Genomic DNA, 16,654 nt, shown 5'->3' with positions numbered 1-16,654 from the left:
GCGCCGATCGAGGATTGAATGTCGTTTTTGGAGTGGTGAGCGGCCATAGCCTCCCCTCCCGCCTGCGGGAGGGGCAGCGAGGCTTGCCAGCTTGCTGGCTAGCCGCAGCGGGGTGGGCATGGCCGCGCCGTCGTCGCCCACCCCCGACCCCTCCCGCAAGCGGGAGGGGGAAGAGTGTCCGCTACCGGTCGCTAGCCCCCCTCACCCACGCAATATCTTCGCCATCGCCTTCCCCCGAGCAAGCTCGTCGATCAGCTTGTCGAGATAGCGCAGTTCGCGCATCAGCGGGTCTTCGATATTCTCGACCCTGATGCCGCAGATGACGCCCGTGATCAGCGTCCGCGCCGGGTTCAGCGCGGGCGCGGCCGCAAAGAAATCCTCGAAATTCGTGCCCTTCGCCAGCTCGCCCTCGAGCGCTTTCTGGCTATACCCGGTCAACCAGCGAATAATCTCGTCGACCTCGGCCTTCGTCCGCCCCTTCTTTTCCGCCTTGGCGATATAATGCGGATAAACGCTCGCGACGCTGATCGAATAGATGCGGTGCTTCTCCATGCGCTCGCTCCTACAAATCCACCTGCTCGATCCGAGAAATGCGCGACTCGCCGCGAACGTTGCGCTCGAACGAGACTTTCAGCGCCGCCTGATACACCCACCTGATCGTTCATCTCGACGATCGCCGCACAACCATTCATCAGAAGCCGGGTGGCGGATCGGCATCCAGTGCGCCATCATGGGAAAACCGTCGTCCAGCGCGCGCGAGCCGACGCTAGCCGGCGCCGGACGCGGTCTAATTGTACCGCTTGCCGATATAGTTACCGAAAAAGGTCGAACCGTCACTGGCCCGTGAAAAGGTGAAGATAATCCCCATCTCGGCGCGGTCGGGCCCGTATAATTGTGCGCGGAACGTACCTCTGTAATCCGAGTTCCGGTCGGTCAGCGTGCCGCTCAAGCTGTTGGTCGCGGGGTCGAAAACTCCGTCTGCCCATAACAATCCGTTTCCGACCCGCACGCCATCGCGGAAGATATCGTAAGGGATCGTACCGAATATGCTGCGGCTCGACACGGTATAGGACCAGGGTACGCTTTGTGTACTGCTGGTGGATTGGAACCGTCGCGGTTCCCCGGGGATGCCACCCTCCATCTCAACGTTACCGTTAAAGCTGAAATGATTGTTCAGCGGATCGCTCGACGACGATGGCGTGCCGAACATGGCGGTGCGGACTCGGGTGCCCGGCGCCGCCGACTTCCCCGAAACCGTAATCGGCATCTTCGTCCGCCAGCTCGCGACGGTGACATATCGGGCAGAAGCGTCGTGCCGCAGGCCGAGACCGATCTCCTCGTCCCCCCGCCGATAATATAGATACGGTGTCGTGACCAGACGATCGGGTCCGGCAAAAAACACCCGCGCGCCGCCGAAGGAAAAGTCCACGACGGACGAAATATGATTATAGTTCAGGACGCTGCTGCTCGTCGAAGGAAGCAGCGCGCCCGAGACGAAATCTGGTGATACCACGTCGCCGACATAGGTCGCGACATAGCCAAGCGACGAGCTGAGCGAAAAGCTGCTGGCATAGTCAGTGACGGCATAGCTCGGCGGAGGGGTCGGAGTAGGTGTGGGTGTGGGCGTCGGAGTAGGCGTAACGGTCACGGGCGGCGTACCGCCACCAGAACTCGAACCACCGCCGCCGCCGCAAGCGGTCAGCGCCAGCGCGCTCGCCGCGGCAAGAAAATGAAGCCCGCGCAATTGATCCCCCCTGAATAACGACAGTGCGAATAGGCTGATTTTACCTGCAAGGACAAGACGGCTTTTTATGGACTATTTCGACGGAAAAATATCGACGACCGCATTGCAGCTGGATCAAGCCCGACGTGACGACGATCGACAGACAGCTTTCCGGTCGCTATCCGTCGCTATCGCCCTACCCCAGCACCCACGACCGCCGCGGATACCCCTGCGCCCAGAGCAGCGCGGTCAAATCATGATGCCGGATCACCGCCGCAGCCGCCTCGCCCGCTGCGGGATGCGGATAATAGCCGATCCCCAGTCCTGCGCTCGTGATCATCGGAATGTCGTTCGCGCCGTCACCCACCGCCAGCGTCTCGGCGAGCGGCAGGCCATGCTTCGCCGCCTCGGCCTTCAGCGTCTCCAATTTCGCCCTGCTGTCGACGATCGGCTCGCGCACCTTGCCGGTCAGCTTGCCGCCCGCAATCTCCAGCTCGTTCGCGACGACCTTGTCGAACCCGATCGCCTCGCCCACCGGGCCGGCAAAGGCCGTAAAGCCCCCCGAAATCAGGATCGAAAACGCGCCATGCGCCTTCATCGTCTGCACCAGCGTCCGCGCGCCGCGCGTCAGCCGCACGCGCTCCATCCGGCAATCGACCAGCGTCGATTCGGGCATGCCCGCGAGCAATCCGACGCGTTCCTCCAGTGCGGCGCGGAAATCGAGTTCGCCCTTCATCGCGCGCTCGGTGATCGCCGCAATCTGCGGCTTCAGCCCGGCATAATCAGCGAGTTCGTCGATGCATTCGACGGTGATCATCGTCGAATCCATGTCGGCGATGATCAGCTTCTTGGTCCGGTCGCCCAGCGGCTGGACGACAATGTCGAGCGCGCCATGGTCCATCACCGCCAGTTCCTTGCGCGCGCTCACCAGACTGCCGTGAAATACAATGTCGGCCGCGTCATGCTCGTCGATCCAGTGCGGGGCGCCGACATCGTGCCCCGTCGCGGCGAGCCGGTCGATCCCCTCGCGAACCACCTCGTCGGTCAGCTTTCCTGCTGCTATCAGCGTCGCGACGAACATGGCATCTCCTTCTTTCTCGACCGCCAGTGCGCGGCTGCCCGTGGCACTTATCGCCGGACCCACCGCCAGCGGCAAGAGCGCTTTGGCGGTCGCGCTCGCAAAATCTCTTTACGAGACAGGCCGTGACGCGCTCGTCGTCAACGCCGACGCGAGCCAGGTCTATGCCGACCTCCGCATCCTCTCGGCGCGGCCGAGCGACGCAGAGATGGACGGCGTGCCCCACTGCCTCTTCGGCCATATCGACGCCGCCGAAGCGCATAACGCCGTGCGCTGGGCGGACGAGGCGCGCGAGGCCATCGCCGCCGCGCATGCTGAAGACAAAGTGCCCATCCTCGTCGGCGGCACCGGCCTTCATATGCGCACCCTGCTCAATGGCATCGCCCCGGTGCCCGAGATCGACCCCGACATTCGCGAGGCGGTCCGCGCGCTCGCCGTGGCCGACGCCCACGCCGCGCTCGCCGCGGCCGATCCCGACGCCGCCGCGCGCCTGAACCCCGCCGACACCACCCGCGTCGCGCGCGCGCTCGAAGTCGTGCGCTCGACCGGCCGCACCCTCACCGATTGGCAGCAGGCGATCGAGGGCGGCATCGCCGACCGGATCGCCCTCGCCCCGCTGATCCTCCTGCCCCCGCGCGAGTGGCTGCGCGAGCGCTGCGACGCGCGCCTCGTCCAGATGTTCGACCATGGCGCGATCGAAGAAGCCGAAACCCTGCTTGCGCGCGGTCTCGACCCCGACCTGCCCGCGATGCGCGCGATCGGCGTCCCCCAGATTGCAGGCCACCTCGGCGGCGAAATCACACGCGCCGAGGCGCTCGAGCTGACGCAAGCCGCGACCCGCCAATATGCAAAGCGCCAATATACGTGGTTCCGCAACCAGCCGCCCGCCGACTGGCCGCGCCACACCGAGTTACTAAACATCGATTCTATCAAGGAATTAGCAATAATATTGCGTGATAAGCTGTTGACAGGATAGAATCATACACCTATTGCCCGCACCCTGTTGCAGCGCACAAGCGCTGCCCTTTTTGTATCGGAAGGAGTTCGTCGTGACGGAAATGAGTGGTGCCGACATGGTGGTTCAGGCGCTGGTCGACCTCGGGGTCGATACAGTGTTCGGCTATCCGGGCGGCGCGGTCCTTCCCATCTATGACGCGCTCTACAAACACCCGACGATCAAGCACATCCTCGTCCGCCACGAACAGGCGGCAACGCACGCGGCAGAGGGCTATGCGCGCTCGACCGGCAAGCCCGGCGTGGTGCTCGTCACCTCGGGGCCCGGCGCGACCAACGCCGTCACCGGCATCACCGACGCTTTGCTCGATTCGATCCCGATGGTCGTTCTGACGGGTCAGGTGTCGACCGCGCTGATCGGCACCGACGCGTTCCAGGAATGCGACACCGTCGGCATCACGCGCCACTGCACCAAGCATAATTATCTGGTGATGGACCCCGATCGCCTCGGCCCGATCATGCACGAGGCGTTCCACATCGCGACGCACGGCCGCCCCGGCCCGGTCGTGATCGACATCCCGAAGAATGTGCAGGTCGCAACGGGACGCTACGAGATCCCCGAAAAGATCGCGCACAAAAGCTATCGTCCGCAGGTCGAACCCGACGCCGACGCGATCGCCGCCGCCGTCGCGATGATCGCCGCGGCCGAGCGCCCGATCTTCTACACCGGCGGCGGCGTGATCAACGCCGGCCCGGATGCCAGCGCGGCTTTGCGCCAGCTCGTGGCGCTCACCGGCGCGCCGGTCACCTCGACGCTGATGGGTCTCGGCGCCTTCCCGTCGGACGACGAGAAATGGCTCGGCATGCTCGGCATGCACGGCACCTATGAAGCCAATATGGCGATGAACCGCGCCGACCTGATCATCGCGGTCGGCGCGCGCTTCGACGACCGCGTGACCGGCCGGCTCGACGCCTTCTCGCCCGATTCCAAGAAAATCCACATCGACATCGACCGCAGCTCGATCAACAAGATCATCCCCGTTGACCTCGCGGTCGTCGGCGACGCCGGCCGCGCGCTCGACGCGATCATCGCGGGCTGGCAGGACGCAGGCCACAACGGCCGCGATCTTGGCGAATGGTGGCGCCGCGTCGACGGCTGGCGCGCGACGCGCTGCCTCGACTTCCCCGAAAAGAAGGAAGCGTCGGCCGAAATCATGCCGCAGCGCGCGGTGAAGGCGCTGTTCGACGCGACCCGCGGCATGGACCCGATCATCACGACCGAGGTCGGCCAGCACCAGATGTGGGCGGCGCAGCACTTCGGCTTCGCGGCGCCCAACCGCTGGCTCACCAGCGGCGGCCTCGGCACGATGGGCTATGGCTTTCCCGCCTCGGTCGGCGCGCAGATCGCGCATCCGGGCCGCCTCGTCATCTGCATCGCGGGCGAAGCCAGCCTGCAGATGAACATCCAGGAAATGGGCACGGTCAGCCAGTACCGCCTGCCGGTGAAAATCTTCATCCTCAACAATGAATGGATGGGGATGGTCCGCCAGTGGCAGGAACTGACCTATGAAAGCCGCTATTCGAACAGCTATTCGGACAGCCTGCCCGATTTCGTGAAGCTCGCCGACGCCTATGGCTGGACGGGCCTGCGCATCGACACGCTCGGTGAACTCGAGGACGGTATCCAGACGATGATCGATACCCCGGGTCCGGTGATCGTCGACTGCCGCGTCGCGCAGCTCGCCAACTGCTTCCCGATGATCCCCTCGGGCGCCGCCCACACCGAAATGCTCCTCCAGCCGAGCGACGTCACCGGCACGATGGACGACGAAGCCAAGGCACTGGTGTGATGGATCGGCTCTCAATCTTCTCCCCCCTCGCGGGGGAGAAAAGACTTGGCTTGGCGGCTCGCCGCCTAGCAAGTCTTAGAGAGGGGGAAAGCCCCCTCTCCCAGTTCCGCCTGGGCAGCAAGCTGCCAAGTCTCCACATCCCTCTCCCGCAAGGGGAGAGGGGAGGATACCAATGAAAATCAAAACCGAAGCCGGCGAGCGCCATGTGCTCGCCATCACCGTCGATAACGAAGCCGGGGTGCTCGCCAAGATCACCGGGCTGTTCACCGCGCGCGGCTATAATATCGAAAGCCTGACGGTGGCCGATATTACCGCCGATCACGCCTTGTCGCGCATCACCATCGTCACCTCGGGCCCGCCGCCGATCATCGACCAGATCATCGCGCAGCTCGACCGGCTGGTCCCCGTGCACAAGGTCATCGACCTCAACGATGCGGGCGAGGCGCATGTCGAACGCGAAATCGCGCTCGTGAAGGTCGCGGGCACCGGCGACAAGCGGATCGAGGCGCTGCGCATGGCCGACGTCTTCCGCGCCAAGGTCGTCGACACGACACTCACCAGCTTCATCTTCGAAATCACCGGGAACAGCGACAAGGTCGACCGCTTCATCGCCTTGATGCGCGAATGCGGGCTGGTCGAGGTCGGCCGCACCGGCGTCGTCGCCATCGCCCGCGGGTCGGAGGCGCTCTGAATTTACGCATATAGGTTTCAACCATCGTCACCCCGGACTTGATCCGGGGTCCGCCTTCTCGAAGGAAAAGGGGATGCCGGATCGAGCCCGGCATGACGAATGACAATAGGGAAGAAGAACATGCAGGTTTATTACGATCGCGACGCCGACCAGGATCTGATCAAGGGCAAGAAGGTCGCCGTCGTCGGCTATGGCAGCCAGGGGCACGCCCATGCGCAGAACATGCGCGACAGCGGCGTCAAGGATGTCGCGATCGCGCTCCGACCCGGCTCGGCCACCGCGAAAAAGGCCGAAGCCGCGGGCTTCAAGGTGCTTTCGAACAAGGAAGCCGCCGAGTGGGCCGACGTCATCATGATCGCCGCCCCCGACGAGCATCAGGCGAAAATCTACGCCGACGACATCGGCCCGAACATGAAGCCCGGCGCCGCGCTCGCCTTCGCCCACGGCCTCAATATCCATTTCGGCCTGATCGATGCGCGCCCCGACATCGACGTCTTCATGGTCGCGCCGAAGGGCCCCGGCCACACGGTGCGCAGCGAATATCAAAAGGGCGGCGGCGTCCCCTGCCTGATCGCGGTCGCACAGGAAGCGCAAGGCGCGGGTTCGTCGGGTAACGGCTTCGCCAAGGCGCTCGCCCTCTCCTACGCGTCCGCAGTGGGTGGTGGCCGCAGCGGCATTATCGAAACGACCTTCAAGGAAGAGTGCGAAACCGACCTCTTCGGCGAACAGGCGGTGCTCTGCGGCGGCATCACCCACCTGATCCAGGCCGGGTTCGAAACGCTGGTCGAGGCGGGCTACGCCCCCGAAATGGCCTATTTCGAGTGCCTCCACGAAACCAAGCTGATCGTCGACCTGCTCTATGAAGGCGGCATCGCGAACATGCGCTATTCGATCTCGAACACCGCCGAATATGGCGACATCAAAACCGGCCCGCGCATCATCACCGCCGAAACCAAGGCCGAAATGAAGCGCGTGCTTGCCGACATCCAGTCGGGCCGCTTCGTGAAGGATTTCGTGCTCGACAACCAGGCCGGCCAGCCCGAGCTCAAGGCCAGCCGCAAGGCCGCCGCCGCGCACCAGCTCGAAAAGACCGGCGCCGAACTTCGCGCGATGATGCCGTGGATCGCCAAGAACCAGCTCGTCGACAAGTCGAAGAACTGACGAAAATCCTCCCCGTGGCCGCAGGCCATGGGGGGGGGGGCCGCGCCCAAAGGGCGTGGTGGAGGGGCGACAACGTCGCACAATAGCCCCTCCGTCAGCGCTGCGCCTTCGGCGCAGTTTGTCCTGAGCGCCTGCAAGGCAGTCGAAGGGCGCTGCCACCTCCCCATGGCTTCGCCACAGGGAGGATCGCGCGCGGACCTGCTCGGACAGGCTTCCGCATTCGCTGGCAAGGAGTTAGGGCAGGACAATGACATCAGACCTCTCCTTTGCCTGCGATTGCGGGACCGTCACCGGAACGATGCTCGGCGTCGGTCCCGATCAGGGCGATCATGTCGTCTGCCATTGCACCGACTGTCAGGATCTCGCCCATCATCTCGGCCATGCACGCATACTCGACGCGCATGGCGGCAGCGCGCTCTATCAGACGCGATGTGCGCGCATGCGGATCGACACCGGCCGCGACCAGCTTGCTTGCGTTCACTTGACCGACAAGCCGACGTTGCGCTGGTACGCCAAATGCTGCGGCCTGCCGCTGTTCAACAGCTATAAGAACGGCAAGATTCCCTACGTCACGACGCAACTGAGCGCCTGCGATCCCGCGACACGCGACCGGCTCGTCGGACCACCGCGCGGGCATCTGTTCACGCAGGACGGCGTCGGGGATACCAGCCATTTGCGCCAGATGAGCATGGCCGCGCTGATGTGGCGCTTTTTCCCGCGTATGATCAAGGATCTCCTGTCGGGCGACCGCCGGCGATCGGCGCTCTTCGACGCAAAGACGCTCGAACCGATAGCCACCCCGCACCGGCTGACCGACGAAGAACGGCATGCGCTGAAGCGTCACGGAACCGGCGCGGGCCGCTGACCCAAGCACCAATAAACCGCGTCATTGCGAGCGGAGCGAAGCAATCCAGGGCTACCTTGCACCGCTCTGGATTGCTTCGCTCCGCTCGCAATGACGAAGGATAGGACAGAATGACAAACTCTCCCTTCACCGCCCATCGCGCCGACCTCGCGGCGCTCGCGCATGACAGCCGCCGCCGCACCCTCGCGCCGCGCGCCGGGCGCGATTTCGCGTCGAACGACTATCTCGGCCTCGCCGATAGCGAAGCGCTCCGCGCCGCGCTCGCCGCAGGCATCGAGCGCGGTCTGCCCGCGGGCTCGGGCGGCTCGCGTCTGCTCCGCGGCAATCACGCCGAGCATGAGGCGCTCGAAGCCCACGCCGCGCGCCACTACGGCAGCGAAGCCGCGCTCTTCTTCCCCACCGGCTTCGCCGCCAACGCCGCGCTGTTCGCGGCGCTGCCCCAGCGCGGCGACCTCGTCGTCCATGACGAGCTGATCCACGCCAGCGCGCACGACGGCATGAAGCTCGGCCGCGCGGGAAGCATCGCCGCCGCGCACAACGACGCGCAGGCGTTCGACGACATCATCGCGCGCTGGCGCGCCGGTGGCGGCGCCGGGACGCCGTGGATCGCGGTCGAAAGCCTCTACAGCATGGACGGCGACCGCGCCCCGCTCGCCGACCTCGCCGCCGTCGCCGACCGCCACGACGCGGTGCTCGTCGTCGACGAAGCGCACGCGACCGGCGTTTTCGGCCCCGGCGGCACCGGGCTCGCGCACGCCCTGCCGCGCCGCGACAACCTCGTCACCCTCCACACCTGCGGCAAGGCGCTCGGCGCCGAGGGCGCCTTGCTCTGCGCCCCCGCGATCGCCACCGACTTCCTCGTCAACCGCGGCCGCCCCTTCATCTTCTCGACCGCGCCCTCACCGCTGATGGCGTGGCTCGTCCGCCAGGCGATCGAGATCGTCGCGAACGAACCCGAACGCCAGGCGCGCCTCCACAGCCTCGTCCGCCACGCCGCCGAACGCCTCGTCCCGCTCGGCATCCCCGCCAGCGGCACCCAGATCCTGCCCGTGATCATCGGCGACAACGACCGCACGATGCGCATCGCGGGCCAATTGCGCGACGCCGGCTTCGACATCCGCGGCATCCGCCCGCCCACCGTGGCGCCGGGAACCGCCCGCCTGCGCATCGCGATCACGCTCAATGTTGACGAAGCTAACATCGACGATATGGCCGATGCATTGGCGCAGGCGATGGCCGCGGCATGACGCGTTTCGTCGTCACCGGCACCGACACCGGCATCGGAAAAACCATCTTTTCCGCGGCTCTGGCGCAAGCGACCGGCACGCCTTACTGGAAACCGATCCAGTCGGGGCTCGAAGAAGAAACCGACAGCGAGACCGTCGCGCGCCTCGTCGGCGTGGCGATCCACCCCGAAGCCTACCGCCTCGTCACCCCTGCCTCGCCGCATCGCGCCGCCGAAATTGACGGCGTTAACATAGACATCGAAATGCTGACCCCACCCCCCGGCAACCTCATCGTCGAAGGCGCCGGCGGCGCGCTCGTCCCCGTCACCCGCACCACCCTCTACGCCGACCTGTTCGCCAAATGGCAGACCCCCGTCATCGTCTGCGCGCGCACCGCGCTCGGCACGATCAACCACAGCCTGCTCACGATCGAGGCGCTTAAGTCGCGCGGCGTCCCGATCCACGGTCTCGCCTTCCTCGGCGACGCGGTGGAGGACAGCGAGGCGACGATTGCCCAGCTCGGCGGCGTTCGCCGGCTGGGTCGCCTCCCCGTCATCGCCCCGCTAACGAGCGAAACGTTGGCCGAGGCGTTCAAGGCGAACTTCGACCTCGCCGACTTCCAATAATTTTCGTCATTCCCGCGAAAGCGGGAACCCAGCTTAACGAAAAAACCCACCCGCAGGGTGGCAATCTGAAACGCGAGGGCAGAACCGGGTTCCCGCTTTCGCGGGAATGACGAAGAGGTGTAAGGCGCGCGCATGACCACAAACCCCTCCCCCGTCTGGCACCCCTTCACCCAGCACGGTCTCGGCGACACCATCCCGCTGATTTCGCACGCCAAAGACGCCAAACTCCATGCCGCCGACGGCCAAAGCTGGATCGACGCCATCTCCTCTTGGTGGGTCACCACCCACGGCCACGCCCACCCGCGCATCATGGCTGCGATCCGTGCGCAGTCCGAAAAGCTCGACCAGCTCATCTTCGCCGGCTGGACGCACGAGCCCGCCGAAAGCCTCGCCGCCGAACTGGTCCGCATCACCCCCGATCCGCTCACCCGCGTCTTCTTCTCGGACTCGGGCTCGACCAGCGTCGAGGTCGCGCTCAAGATGGCGCTCGGTTACTGGTACAACATCGGCGAGGCGCGCAGCCGCATCCTCGTCCTCGAACACAGCTATCACGGCGACACGATCGGCACGATGTCGGTCGGCGAGCGCGGCGTCTACAACCGCGCCTGGCAGCCTTTGCTGTTCGACGTCGACACCATCCCCTTCCCGCGCGAAGGGCTCGAACAAGCCACACTCGACGCGCTCGAAGCCGCCTGTGCAGCCAAACCCGCCGCCTTCATCGTCGAACCGCTTATCCTCGGCGCCGGCGGCATGCTCATCTATCCCGCTTGGGTGCTCGCCGAGATGCGCAGCATCTGCGCGCGCCACGGCGTCCTCTTCATCGCCGACGAGGTGATGACCGGCTGGGGCCGCACCGGAACGCGCTTCGCCTGCGATCAGGCGGGCGTCATCCCCGACATCGTCTGCCTGTCGAAGGGGCTGACCGGCGGCGCACTGCCGCTCGCGGTCACCCTCTGCATCGAACCGATCTTCGAGGCCCATTTCTCGACCGACCGCGCCAGGACCTTCTATCATTCGTCGAGCTACACCGCGAACCCGATTGCCTGCGCCGCCGCCAACGCAAACCTCGAAATCTGGCGCGACGAGCCCGTGCAGCAGCGCATCGACACCCTCGCCGATGCGCAGGCCGCGCATCTGTCGCTCCTCAGCCACGACCCGCGCGTCGCCAACCCCCGCCGCCTCGGCACCATCGCCGCGCTCGACATCGTCGTTCCGGACTCGGGCTATCTCTCGAACCTCGCCCCGCGCCTGATCGCCTTCTACCGCGACCACGGCGTCCTCCTCCGCCCGCTCGGCAACACGCTCTACGTCATGCCGCCCTATTGCATCACGCCCGGCGAGCTGGCGCAGGTGTGGGATGCGATCAGCGCATCGCTCGACGCGGTATAAGGCAAGGGCGGCTAGCGACCGGTTGCAGCCGTAAAGGTCCTCCCCGCTTGCGGGGAGGGGGACCGCCGAAGGTGGTGGAGGGGGTTGGCGGCCTGAAGCGACGTTGCGGGCGGGCGCCAGCCCCCTCCGTCAGCGCTTCGCGCTGCCACCTCCCCACAAATGGGGAGGATCGGTACGTCCGCAATCCACCCCAAAGCCGCCGCAGGATCAGAAATCGACCTGCGTGCGCAGCCCGAACGTATCGGCCGTATAACTCCGGTCACCCGTCGCCGTCGGGATGCGCGCATCGTCGATCCATAGCTTGCCGTAGTTCGCGGTGATGCGGATATAGTCGATCGGCGACCAGACCAGGCCGATCAGCGCCGTTTTTTGCTGCCCGCCGACGATGCCGGCATCGTTGAGGTCGAGATGATCGTAGCGCGCGTTGACTTCGATCGCGCCGATGCCGCCGGCGGTGATCGGCTTCGACGGCTTCAGCCGGTCGAAGGCGCCATCCTTGTACCCGCGTGCATCCCCCTTCGTCAGCACCATGCCGACCTCGGCATAGCCGCCGAAGAAGGTCGGATCGGAAGCGCCCGTGCGCTTGACCGTATGCCAATAGGCTTCGCCCGCAGCATGGAACGGCCCGGAAAGAACGGCGCCTTCCAGCCCCAGCCCGCGTTCCTTTGATACGTCGATAAGGCCGGTGTCGACGAGGCGGACGTCGGTCGTGTGAACGAAGGGCCGCGCGCGATACCGACCCGTCGCCGCGGGATCATTGGGGTCGCGGAAATGGCCCGATGCGGCAAGATGAAGCTGCGTATTGCCGAGTTTCGGCATGAACACGACACGTCCGTCGAAACTCATGCTGTGGTTGCTATCGGAAAGGTCGACGGCATTGTCGCCGAACACGCCGCCCTGCAGCAACAGCGCCTTGCCCTTATATTGCGCCGAAAGTCCGACGCGGCGCTCGAAACCGAACGCCGACACGAAGGCCGCGCGCTCCATGGTGCTGGTAAAAAGATCGCTCGTCATGTCGTCAAGGCCAGTGAACGGCTTGATCTGGCCTGCGGTCACCGACAGCGGGCCCGTGCCATAGCTCAAATAGACGTCGGTCAATTCAACGCTGCTGTTCGCGACATCGGCTTCGATGCGATAGGAGAAGCCCCCGGGGATCTTGCCATCAACGCCCAGATAGACGCGGCGAAATTCGGTCGCGGTGCCGCCGCGGATGCCGGTGACGCCCGCGGGCGCATCGATGCTCGCAACGTCGAGCTGGATACGGCCGCGCGGCTTGAAGCTCCAGCCGTCGGCGGTCTTGATCTCGGGCGCGCCCTTCCAGCTGATCTCGGTCGCGGGCTTCGCGGTCACCGAAGGCGGCGCGGGCGTCGTCACCGGAGCCGGTGCGGGCGCCGGCGGCGCAGTCGCGGTATCGAGCCGCGTCTCCAGCGTCTGCACCTTGGCCTTCAGCGCCGCGAGTTCGGCGCGCAGTTGCGCCGCCTCTTCGACCGTCATCGCCTGCGCGTGGGCGGCGGTCGGCAAACTGAACATCGACGTTGCCAGCAAGGCGGCGGTGATAGCGTGGCGCATGAGGGTTGCTCCGTTGCGAAAGGTGACAATCTGACGGCGCTGCTATGACGCTTACATGACAGATGCACGTCATTTGGATGACATTTTTGTTTCAATGCCCGCTTTTTCTCTCCCTCTTGCCAGCGGGGTGCGAACGGCTAAGGACGTTCCAGTTTTTTCGGGCAACCTTTTACCGGGCGCCCCCTTCCGGGAGACCATCATGACGATCAAATTTGACGGCCGTGTTGCTATTGTTACAGGCGCCGGCGGCGGCCTTGGCCGCGCCTATGCGCTCGAACTCGCCCGCCGCGGCGCCAAGGTGGTCGTCAACGACCTCGGCGGATCGCGCGACGGCACCGGCCATTCGGATGCCGCGCTGCAGGTCGTCGAGGAAATCCGCGCCGCGGGCGGCACCGCGATCTCGAACGGCGGCAGCGTCACCGAATACGACCAGATGGTCGAAATGGTCGCCAAGGCGAAGGAAGAATGGGGCGGCGTCCACGTTCTGATCAACAACGCCGGCATCCTCAAGGACAAGAGCTTTGCCAAGATGGAGCCCGCCGATTTCGACCTGGTGCTGAAAGTCCATGTCAGCGGCAGCGCCAATGTCACCAAGGCGTGCTGGGACCTGATGCGCGAACAAGCCTATGGCCGCATCCTGATGACCGCGTCGTCGACCGGCCTCTACGGCAATTTCGGCCAGGCCAATTATGGCGCGGCGAAGCTGGGCCTCGCGGGCCTGACCAAGACGCTTCACCTCGAAGGCGCGAAATATAACATCCGCTGCAACACGATCGCCCCGGTCGCGGGCACGCGGATGACCGAAGACATCTTCCCCGCCGAACTGTTCGAAAAATTCACCCCCGAGAATGTCGTTCCGGCCGCGCTCTATCTGGTCAGCGAAGACGCCCCGACCAACATGATCATCGGCGCGGGCGCGGGTGCCTATCACGCCGCTTTTGTCACCATGACCCCGGGCGTCGCGCTGCCCGAGGGCGAGCGCACCCCCGAGGGTGTCGCAGCGGCGTGGGAGAAGATCATCGACCGCAATGGCGAAATCGTCCCGCAGTCGGGCAGCGAGCAGTCGATGAATGTCATGAAGGCATTGATGGCGCTGGGCTGAATAACCCCCTCCCCCTTTATGGGGGAGGCAGCGAGGCTTGGCAGCTTGCTGCCTAGTCGCAGCGGTGGGGGTGGGGTTCGGCCTGAAGCGACGCGCGAGGCCGCGACATCACCCCATCCAACGTCGCCTAATTGCTTCGCGATAAGGCTGCATATCCTTCCCCCATCAAGGGTGAAGGATTGTCGCACCGCCACGCTGTATTGACACACTAACACGCCTATGCCATAAACATCGCGGGGCAAGGGGATCGGACAGAAGGACGACCCCGATGTATAGTGAAACCGACCTGCAAGCCGCGGTCGATGCAAAGGTACTGACGCCGGAGGCCGCGCTGGCTTTCCGGTCGCATATCGCATCGGTGCGCGCCGCCCCCGGAGCGGATGAGGAATCATTCCGCCTGATTACGGGCTTCAACGATATTTTTGTCAGCATTGCCGCGGTGATCCTGCTCGTCGCGGTCGGCTGGATCGGCGCCTCGATCCATACCGCGCTCGGCGGCGCGTTCGTTGCCGCCTCGGCGTGGTCCCTCGCCGAATATTTCACCCGCAAACGCCGCATGGCATTGCCCAGCATCGTCCTCGTCCTCGCCTTTGCGGGCGGCGTGTTCGCGACGATGGTCGGTTTCCTCGTCGAACATGGCGAATCCATCTTCGGCAGGGACCCCGGCGAAACGACCGGCGCGATCCTCATCGGCGCCATGGCGCTCGTGACCGCCGGCGCGACCTGGGCGCACTGGAAGCGCTTCATGGTGCCGATCACCGTCGCCGCCGGGACCGCCGCGCTCGCCGCGACAGCGGTCGCGCTCGTGCTCGCGATAACCGGAATGCCCAGCCCCGACGGCACACTGCCGATGGTGCTCGTGCTGATCGCCGGGCTTGGTGTCTTCGCGCTCGCCATGTGGTGGGACCGCAGCGACCGGGTGCGCCAGACGCGCCGCAGCGACGTCGCCTTCTGGCTCCACCTGCTCGCCGCGCCGATGATCGCGCATCCGATCTTCCACCTGCTCGGGGTGACGCGCGGCGACGACATCGGCAGCGCTGCGGCGGTGATGGTGATCGGCGTCTATATTCTGTTCGGCCTGATCGCACTCGCGATCGATCGCCGCGCGCTGCTCGTCTCGGCGCTCGCCTATGTGCTGTTCGCGATGACGCAGCTGTTCAACACCTTTGGCGCGGTCGAACTCAATGTCGCGCTGACGGCGTTCGTCATCGGATCGGCGCTGCTGCTGCTCTCCGCCTTCTGGCAGAATGCGCGGGCGGTGGTGGTCGGCTTCCTGCCCGACAATCTCGCGAACCAGCTGCCCACGACGATCCGTCCGGTCAGTCCGATACCAGCTTCATAAGCTTGCGTTCGACGGGGGCGAGCACGTTCGACAGCTCGTCCCCGCGCTTCAAAATCGCCCCGGCTTCGGAGACAAGGGCCCACATGCCCTGCCGGCTCCGCAAGGCGGGGCGTTTTTCTATGCGATATTCGGGGCGCTCGGCGGCGCGGCGGAAGGCCGAGAAGATGGCGGCGTCGCGGTGGAAATCCATCGCATAATCGCGCCAGTGCCCCGCGGCGACCATGCGGCCGTAGAGATCGAGGATGCGGATCAATTCGGGGCGCTCGAAGCCGGTTTGCTGCGGAACCGCTCTGTTATTGCCGAACGGTAGAGGCGTCACGGTGCCCATCAGGCGCCGGTCCGGCTCCCTTTGCGCCGCGGTGCTTCATCATCCTCGCCCGCGAGTTCGCGTTCGTCGAGCAATTCCTTCAGCTGCTTTTGCATCAGATCGAGCTGGCATTGCAGCAGTTCGACCTTCTGCGTCGCAGGGTCGAACGTCTCGCTGCACGGTGTGCCATAGGGCACGAACTCGCGCGCATATTCGCTGGCGTCGAGCAAGGTCGAGCGCGCCGGGATGCCGACCATCACCGCGCCCTCGGCCACGTCCTTGGTCACCACGGCGTTGGCGCCGACGCGGGCACGCTGGTTGACGGTGATCGGACCGAGGATCTGGGCGCCCGATCCGACGATCACATCGTCGGCGAGCGTCGGGTGGCGCTTGCCGCCGATGCCGTTCGCGGGGTCGGTGCCGCCAAGCGTCACGCCCTGATAGATGGAGACATTGTCGCCGATCTCGGCGGTCTCGCCGATCACGACGCCAAAGCCATGATCGATGAACAGGTGCCGGCCGATCTGCGCCCCCGGATGGATGTCGACCGCGGTCAGGAAGCGCGACAGGTGATTGACGAAGCGCGCAAGGAAGAACAGCCGCGCTTCGAACAGCCAGTGCGCGATGCGATGCATGCCGACCGCCAGAAGGCCGGGATAGAGTAGAATTTCCCAACGCGACCGCGGCGCAGGGTCGCGCGCCTTGATCGAATCGAGATAGGCGACCAGCCCGTTGAACATCGCATTGTCCCCTGCGACCCCGTTTGTTCTG

General features: G+C 65.3%; 16 protein-coding genes. 10 read left to right on the top strand and 6 right to left on the bottom strand.

The annotated features are described in order from the left end of the window. Window positions 1–201: 201 nt before the first annotated feature. The 3 genes from ACREBX_RS02580 to serB form a co-directional block, all read right to left on the bottom strand. On the bottom strand, window positions 202–552 hold the full coding sequence (locus ACREBX_RS02580; RefSeq protein ID WP_431560192.1) for a DUF2200 domain-containing protein: 351 nt from the start codon (window positions 550–552) through the stop codon (window positions 202–204). A 235-nt stretch (window positions 553–787) separates the two neighbouring features. Further along, window positions 788–1,744, bottom strand: coding sequence for a hypothetical protein (locus ACREBX_RS02575; protein ID WP_431560191.1), 957 nt, complete (start codon window positions 1,742–1,744; stop codon window positions 788–790). Window positions 1,745–1,919: 175 nt separating this feature from the next. Beyond that, a complete protein-coding gene (gene serB / locus ACREBX_RS02570; RefSeq protein ID WP_431560190.1) occupies window positions 1,920–2,804 on the bottom strand; it encodes a phosphoserine phosphatase SerB in 885 nt (294 codons plus the stop codon). On the opposite strand from serB, the gene miaA reads away from it, so the two are divergent. The 8 genes from miaA (at window position 2,803) to ACREBX_RS02530 (ending at window position 11,563) form a co-directional block, all read left to right on the top strand. Beyond that, window positions 2,803–3,777 (top strand): tRNA (adenosine(37)-N6)-dimethylallyltransferase MiaA, encoded by a 975-nt coding sequence (miaA, locus tag ACREBX_RS02565; protein ID WP_431560189.1) that lies wholly within the window; start codon window positions 2,803–2,805, stop codon window positions 3,775–3,777. The genes serB and miaA overlap by 2 nt on opposite strands. Window positions 3,778–3,850: 73 nt before the next feature. Continuing rightward, window positions 3,851–5,605: a biosynthetic-type acetolactate synthase large subunit gene (gene ilvB, locus ACREBX_RS02560; protein ID WP_431560188.1), complete on the top strand. Its 1,755-nt coding sequence runs from the start codon at window positions 3,851–3,853 to the stop codon at window positions 5,603–5,605. A gap of 172 nt (window positions 5,606–5,777) precedes the next feature. After that, window positions 5,778–6,296 carry an acetolactate synthase small subunit gene (ilvN, locus tag ACREBX_RS02555; RefSeq protein WP_167922884.1) on the top strand — a complete coding sequence of 173 codons (519 nt, stop codon included), beginning with the start codon at window positions 5,778–5,780 and terminating at the stop codon, window positions 6,294–6,296. A gap of 120 nt (window positions 6,297–6,416) precedes the next feature. After that, window positions 6,417–7,457, top strand: coding sequence for a ketol-acid reductoisomerase (gene ilvC / locus ACREBX_RS02550; protein ID WP_431560187.1), 1,041 nt, complete (start codon window positions 6,417–6,419; stop codon window positions 7,455–7,457). Window positions 7,458–7,704: 247 nt separating this feature from the next. Then, window positions 7,705–8,322 carry a DUF6151 family protein gene (locus ACREBX_RS02545; RefSeq protein ID WP_431560186.1) on the top strand — a complete coding sequence of 206 codons (618 nt, stop codon included), beginning with the start codon at window positions 7,705–7,707 and terminating at the stop codon, window positions 8,320–8,322. Window positions 8,323–8,432: 110 nt separating this feature from the next. Continuing rightward, complete coding sequence (locus tag ACREBX_RS02540; protein ID WP_431560185.1) at window positions 8,433–9,569, top strand: 8-amino-7-oxononanoate synthase; 1,137 nt, start codon at window positions 8,433–8,435, stop codon at window positions 9,567–9,569. Beyond that, the gene (gene bioD / locus ACREBX_RS02535) at window positions 9,566–10,174 is read left to right on the top strand and encodes a dethiobiotin synthase (RefSeq protein ID WP_431560184.1); all 609 of its coding nucleotides are present in this window, start codon (window positions 9,566–9,568) and stop codon (window positions 10,172–10,174) included. Before ACREBX_RS02540 ends, bioD begins: the two co-directional genes overlap by 4 nt. 132 nt (window positions 10,175–10,306) lie before the next feature. Further along, window positions 10,307–11,563 (top strand): adenosylmethionine--8-amino-7-oxononanoate transaminase, encoded by a 1,257-nt coding sequence (locus ACREBX_RS02530; protein WP_431560183.1) that lies wholly within the window; start codon window positions 10,307–10,309, stop codon window positions 11,561–11,563. Window positions 11,564–11,770: 207 nt separating this feature from the next. On the opposite strand, the gene ACREBX_RS02525 is transcribed toward ACREBX_RS02530, so the two are convergent. Next, complete coding sequence (locus ACREBX_RS02525) at window positions 11,771–13,132, bottom strand: OprO/OprP family phosphate-selective porin (protein WP_431560182.1); 1,362 nt, start codon at window positions 13,130–13,132, stop codon at window positions 11,771–11,773. Between the two features lie 199 nt (window positions 13,133–13,331). Here ACREBX_RS02525 and ACREBX_RS02520 point away from each other — a divergent pair, with 199 nt between their 5' ends. Then, window positions 13,332–14,234, top strand: coding sequence for an SDR family oxidoreductase (locus ACREBX_RS02520; RefSeq protein WP_431560181.1), 903 nt, complete (start codon window positions 13,332–13,334; stop codon window positions 14,232–14,234). Between the two features lie 268 nt (window positions 14,235–14,502). Continuing rightward, complete coding sequence (locus ACREBX_RS02515) at window positions 14,503–15,576, top strand: hypothetical protein (RefSeq protein WP_431560180.1); 1,074 nt, start codon at window positions 14,503–14,505, stop codon at window positions 15,574–15,576. Here ACREBX_RS02515 and ACREBX_RS02510 read toward each other — a convergent pair. Then, window positions 15,554–15,904, bottom strand: coding sequence for a DUF2794 domain-containing protein (locus ACREBX_RS02510; RefSeq protein ID WP_431560179.1), 351 nt, complete (start codon window positions 15,902–15,904; stop codon window positions 15,554–15,556). The genes ACREBX_RS02515 and ACREBX_RS02510 overlap by 23 nt on opposite strands. Then, window positions 15,904–16,623 (bottom strand): serine O-acetyltransferase, encoded by a 720-nt coding sequence (gene cysE, locus ACREBX_RS02505; RefSeq protein WP_431560178.1) that lies wholly within the window; start codon window positions 16,621–16,623, stop codon window positions 15,904–15,906. The genes ACREBX_RS02510 and cysE overlap by 1 nt, the downstream gene beginning before the upstream one ends. Window positions 16,624–16,654 lie beyond the last annotated feature (31 nt).

Source organism: Sphingopyxis sp. (assembly GCF_050725655.1).
Classification (GTDB): Bacteria; Pseudomonadota; Alphaproteobacteria; order Sphingomonadales; family Sphingomonadaceae; genus Sphingopyxis.
This window is presented reverse-complemented; position numbering and strand designations above follow the sequence as displayed.

Bases quoted from the DNA above. Each gene is read 5' to 3' on its own strand.
- ACREBX_RS02580 (WP_431560192.1), bottom strand. From the start codon at position 552: ATGGAGAAGCACCGCATCTATTCGATCAGCGTCGCGAGCGTTTATCCG.
- miaA (WP_431560189.1), top strand. From the start codon at position 2,803: ATGGCATCTCCTTCTTTCTCGACCGCCAGTGCGCGGCTGCCCGTGGCA.
- serB (WP_431560190.1), bottom strand. From the start codon at position 2,804: ATGTTCGTCGCGACGCTGATAGCAGCAGGAAAGCTGACCGACGAGGTG.
- ilvN (WP_167922884.1), top strand. From the start codon at position 5,778: ATGAAAATCAAAACCGAAGCCGGCGAGCGCCATGTGCTCGCCATCACC.
- ilvC (WP_431560187.1), top strand. From the start codon at position 6,417: ATGCAGGTTTATTACGATCGCGACGCCGACCAGGATCTGATCAAGGGC.
- ACREBX_RS02545 (WP_431560186.1), top strand. From the start codon at position 7,705: ATGACATCAGACCTCTCCTTTGCCTGCGATTGCGGGACCGTCACCGGA.
- ACREBX_RS02540 (WP_431560185.1), top strand. From the start codon at position 8,433: ATGACAAACTCTCCCTTCACCGCCCATCGCGCCGACCTCGCGGCGCTC.
- bioD (WP_431560184.1), top strand. From the start codon at position 9,566: ATGACGCGTTTCGTCGTCACCGGCACCGACACCGGCATCGGAAAAACC.
- ACREBX_RS02530 (WP_431560183.1), top strand. From the start codon at position 10,307: ATGACCACAAACCCCTCCCCCGTCTGGCACCCCTTCACCCAGCACGGT.
- ACREBX_RS02525 (WP_431560182.1), bottom strand. From the start codon at position 13,132: ATGCGCCACGCTATCACCGCCGCCTTGCTGGCAACGTCGATGTTCAGT.
- ACREBX_RS02520 (WP_431560181.1), top strand. From the start codon at position 13,332: ATGACGATCAAATTTGACGGCCGTGTTGCTATTGTTACAGGCGCCGGC.
- ACREBX_RS02515 (WP_431560180.1), top strand. From the start codon at position 14,503: ATGTATAGTGAAACCGACCTGCAAGCCGCGGTCGATGCAAAGGTACTG.
- ACREBX_RS02510 (WP_431560179.1), bottom strand. From the start codon at position 15,904: ATGGGCACCGTGACGCCTCTACCGTTCGGCAATAACAGAGCGGTTCCG.
- cysE (WP_431560178.1), bottom strand. From the start codon at position 16,623: ATGTTCAACGGGCTGGTCGCCTATCTCGATTCGATCAAGGCGCGCGAC.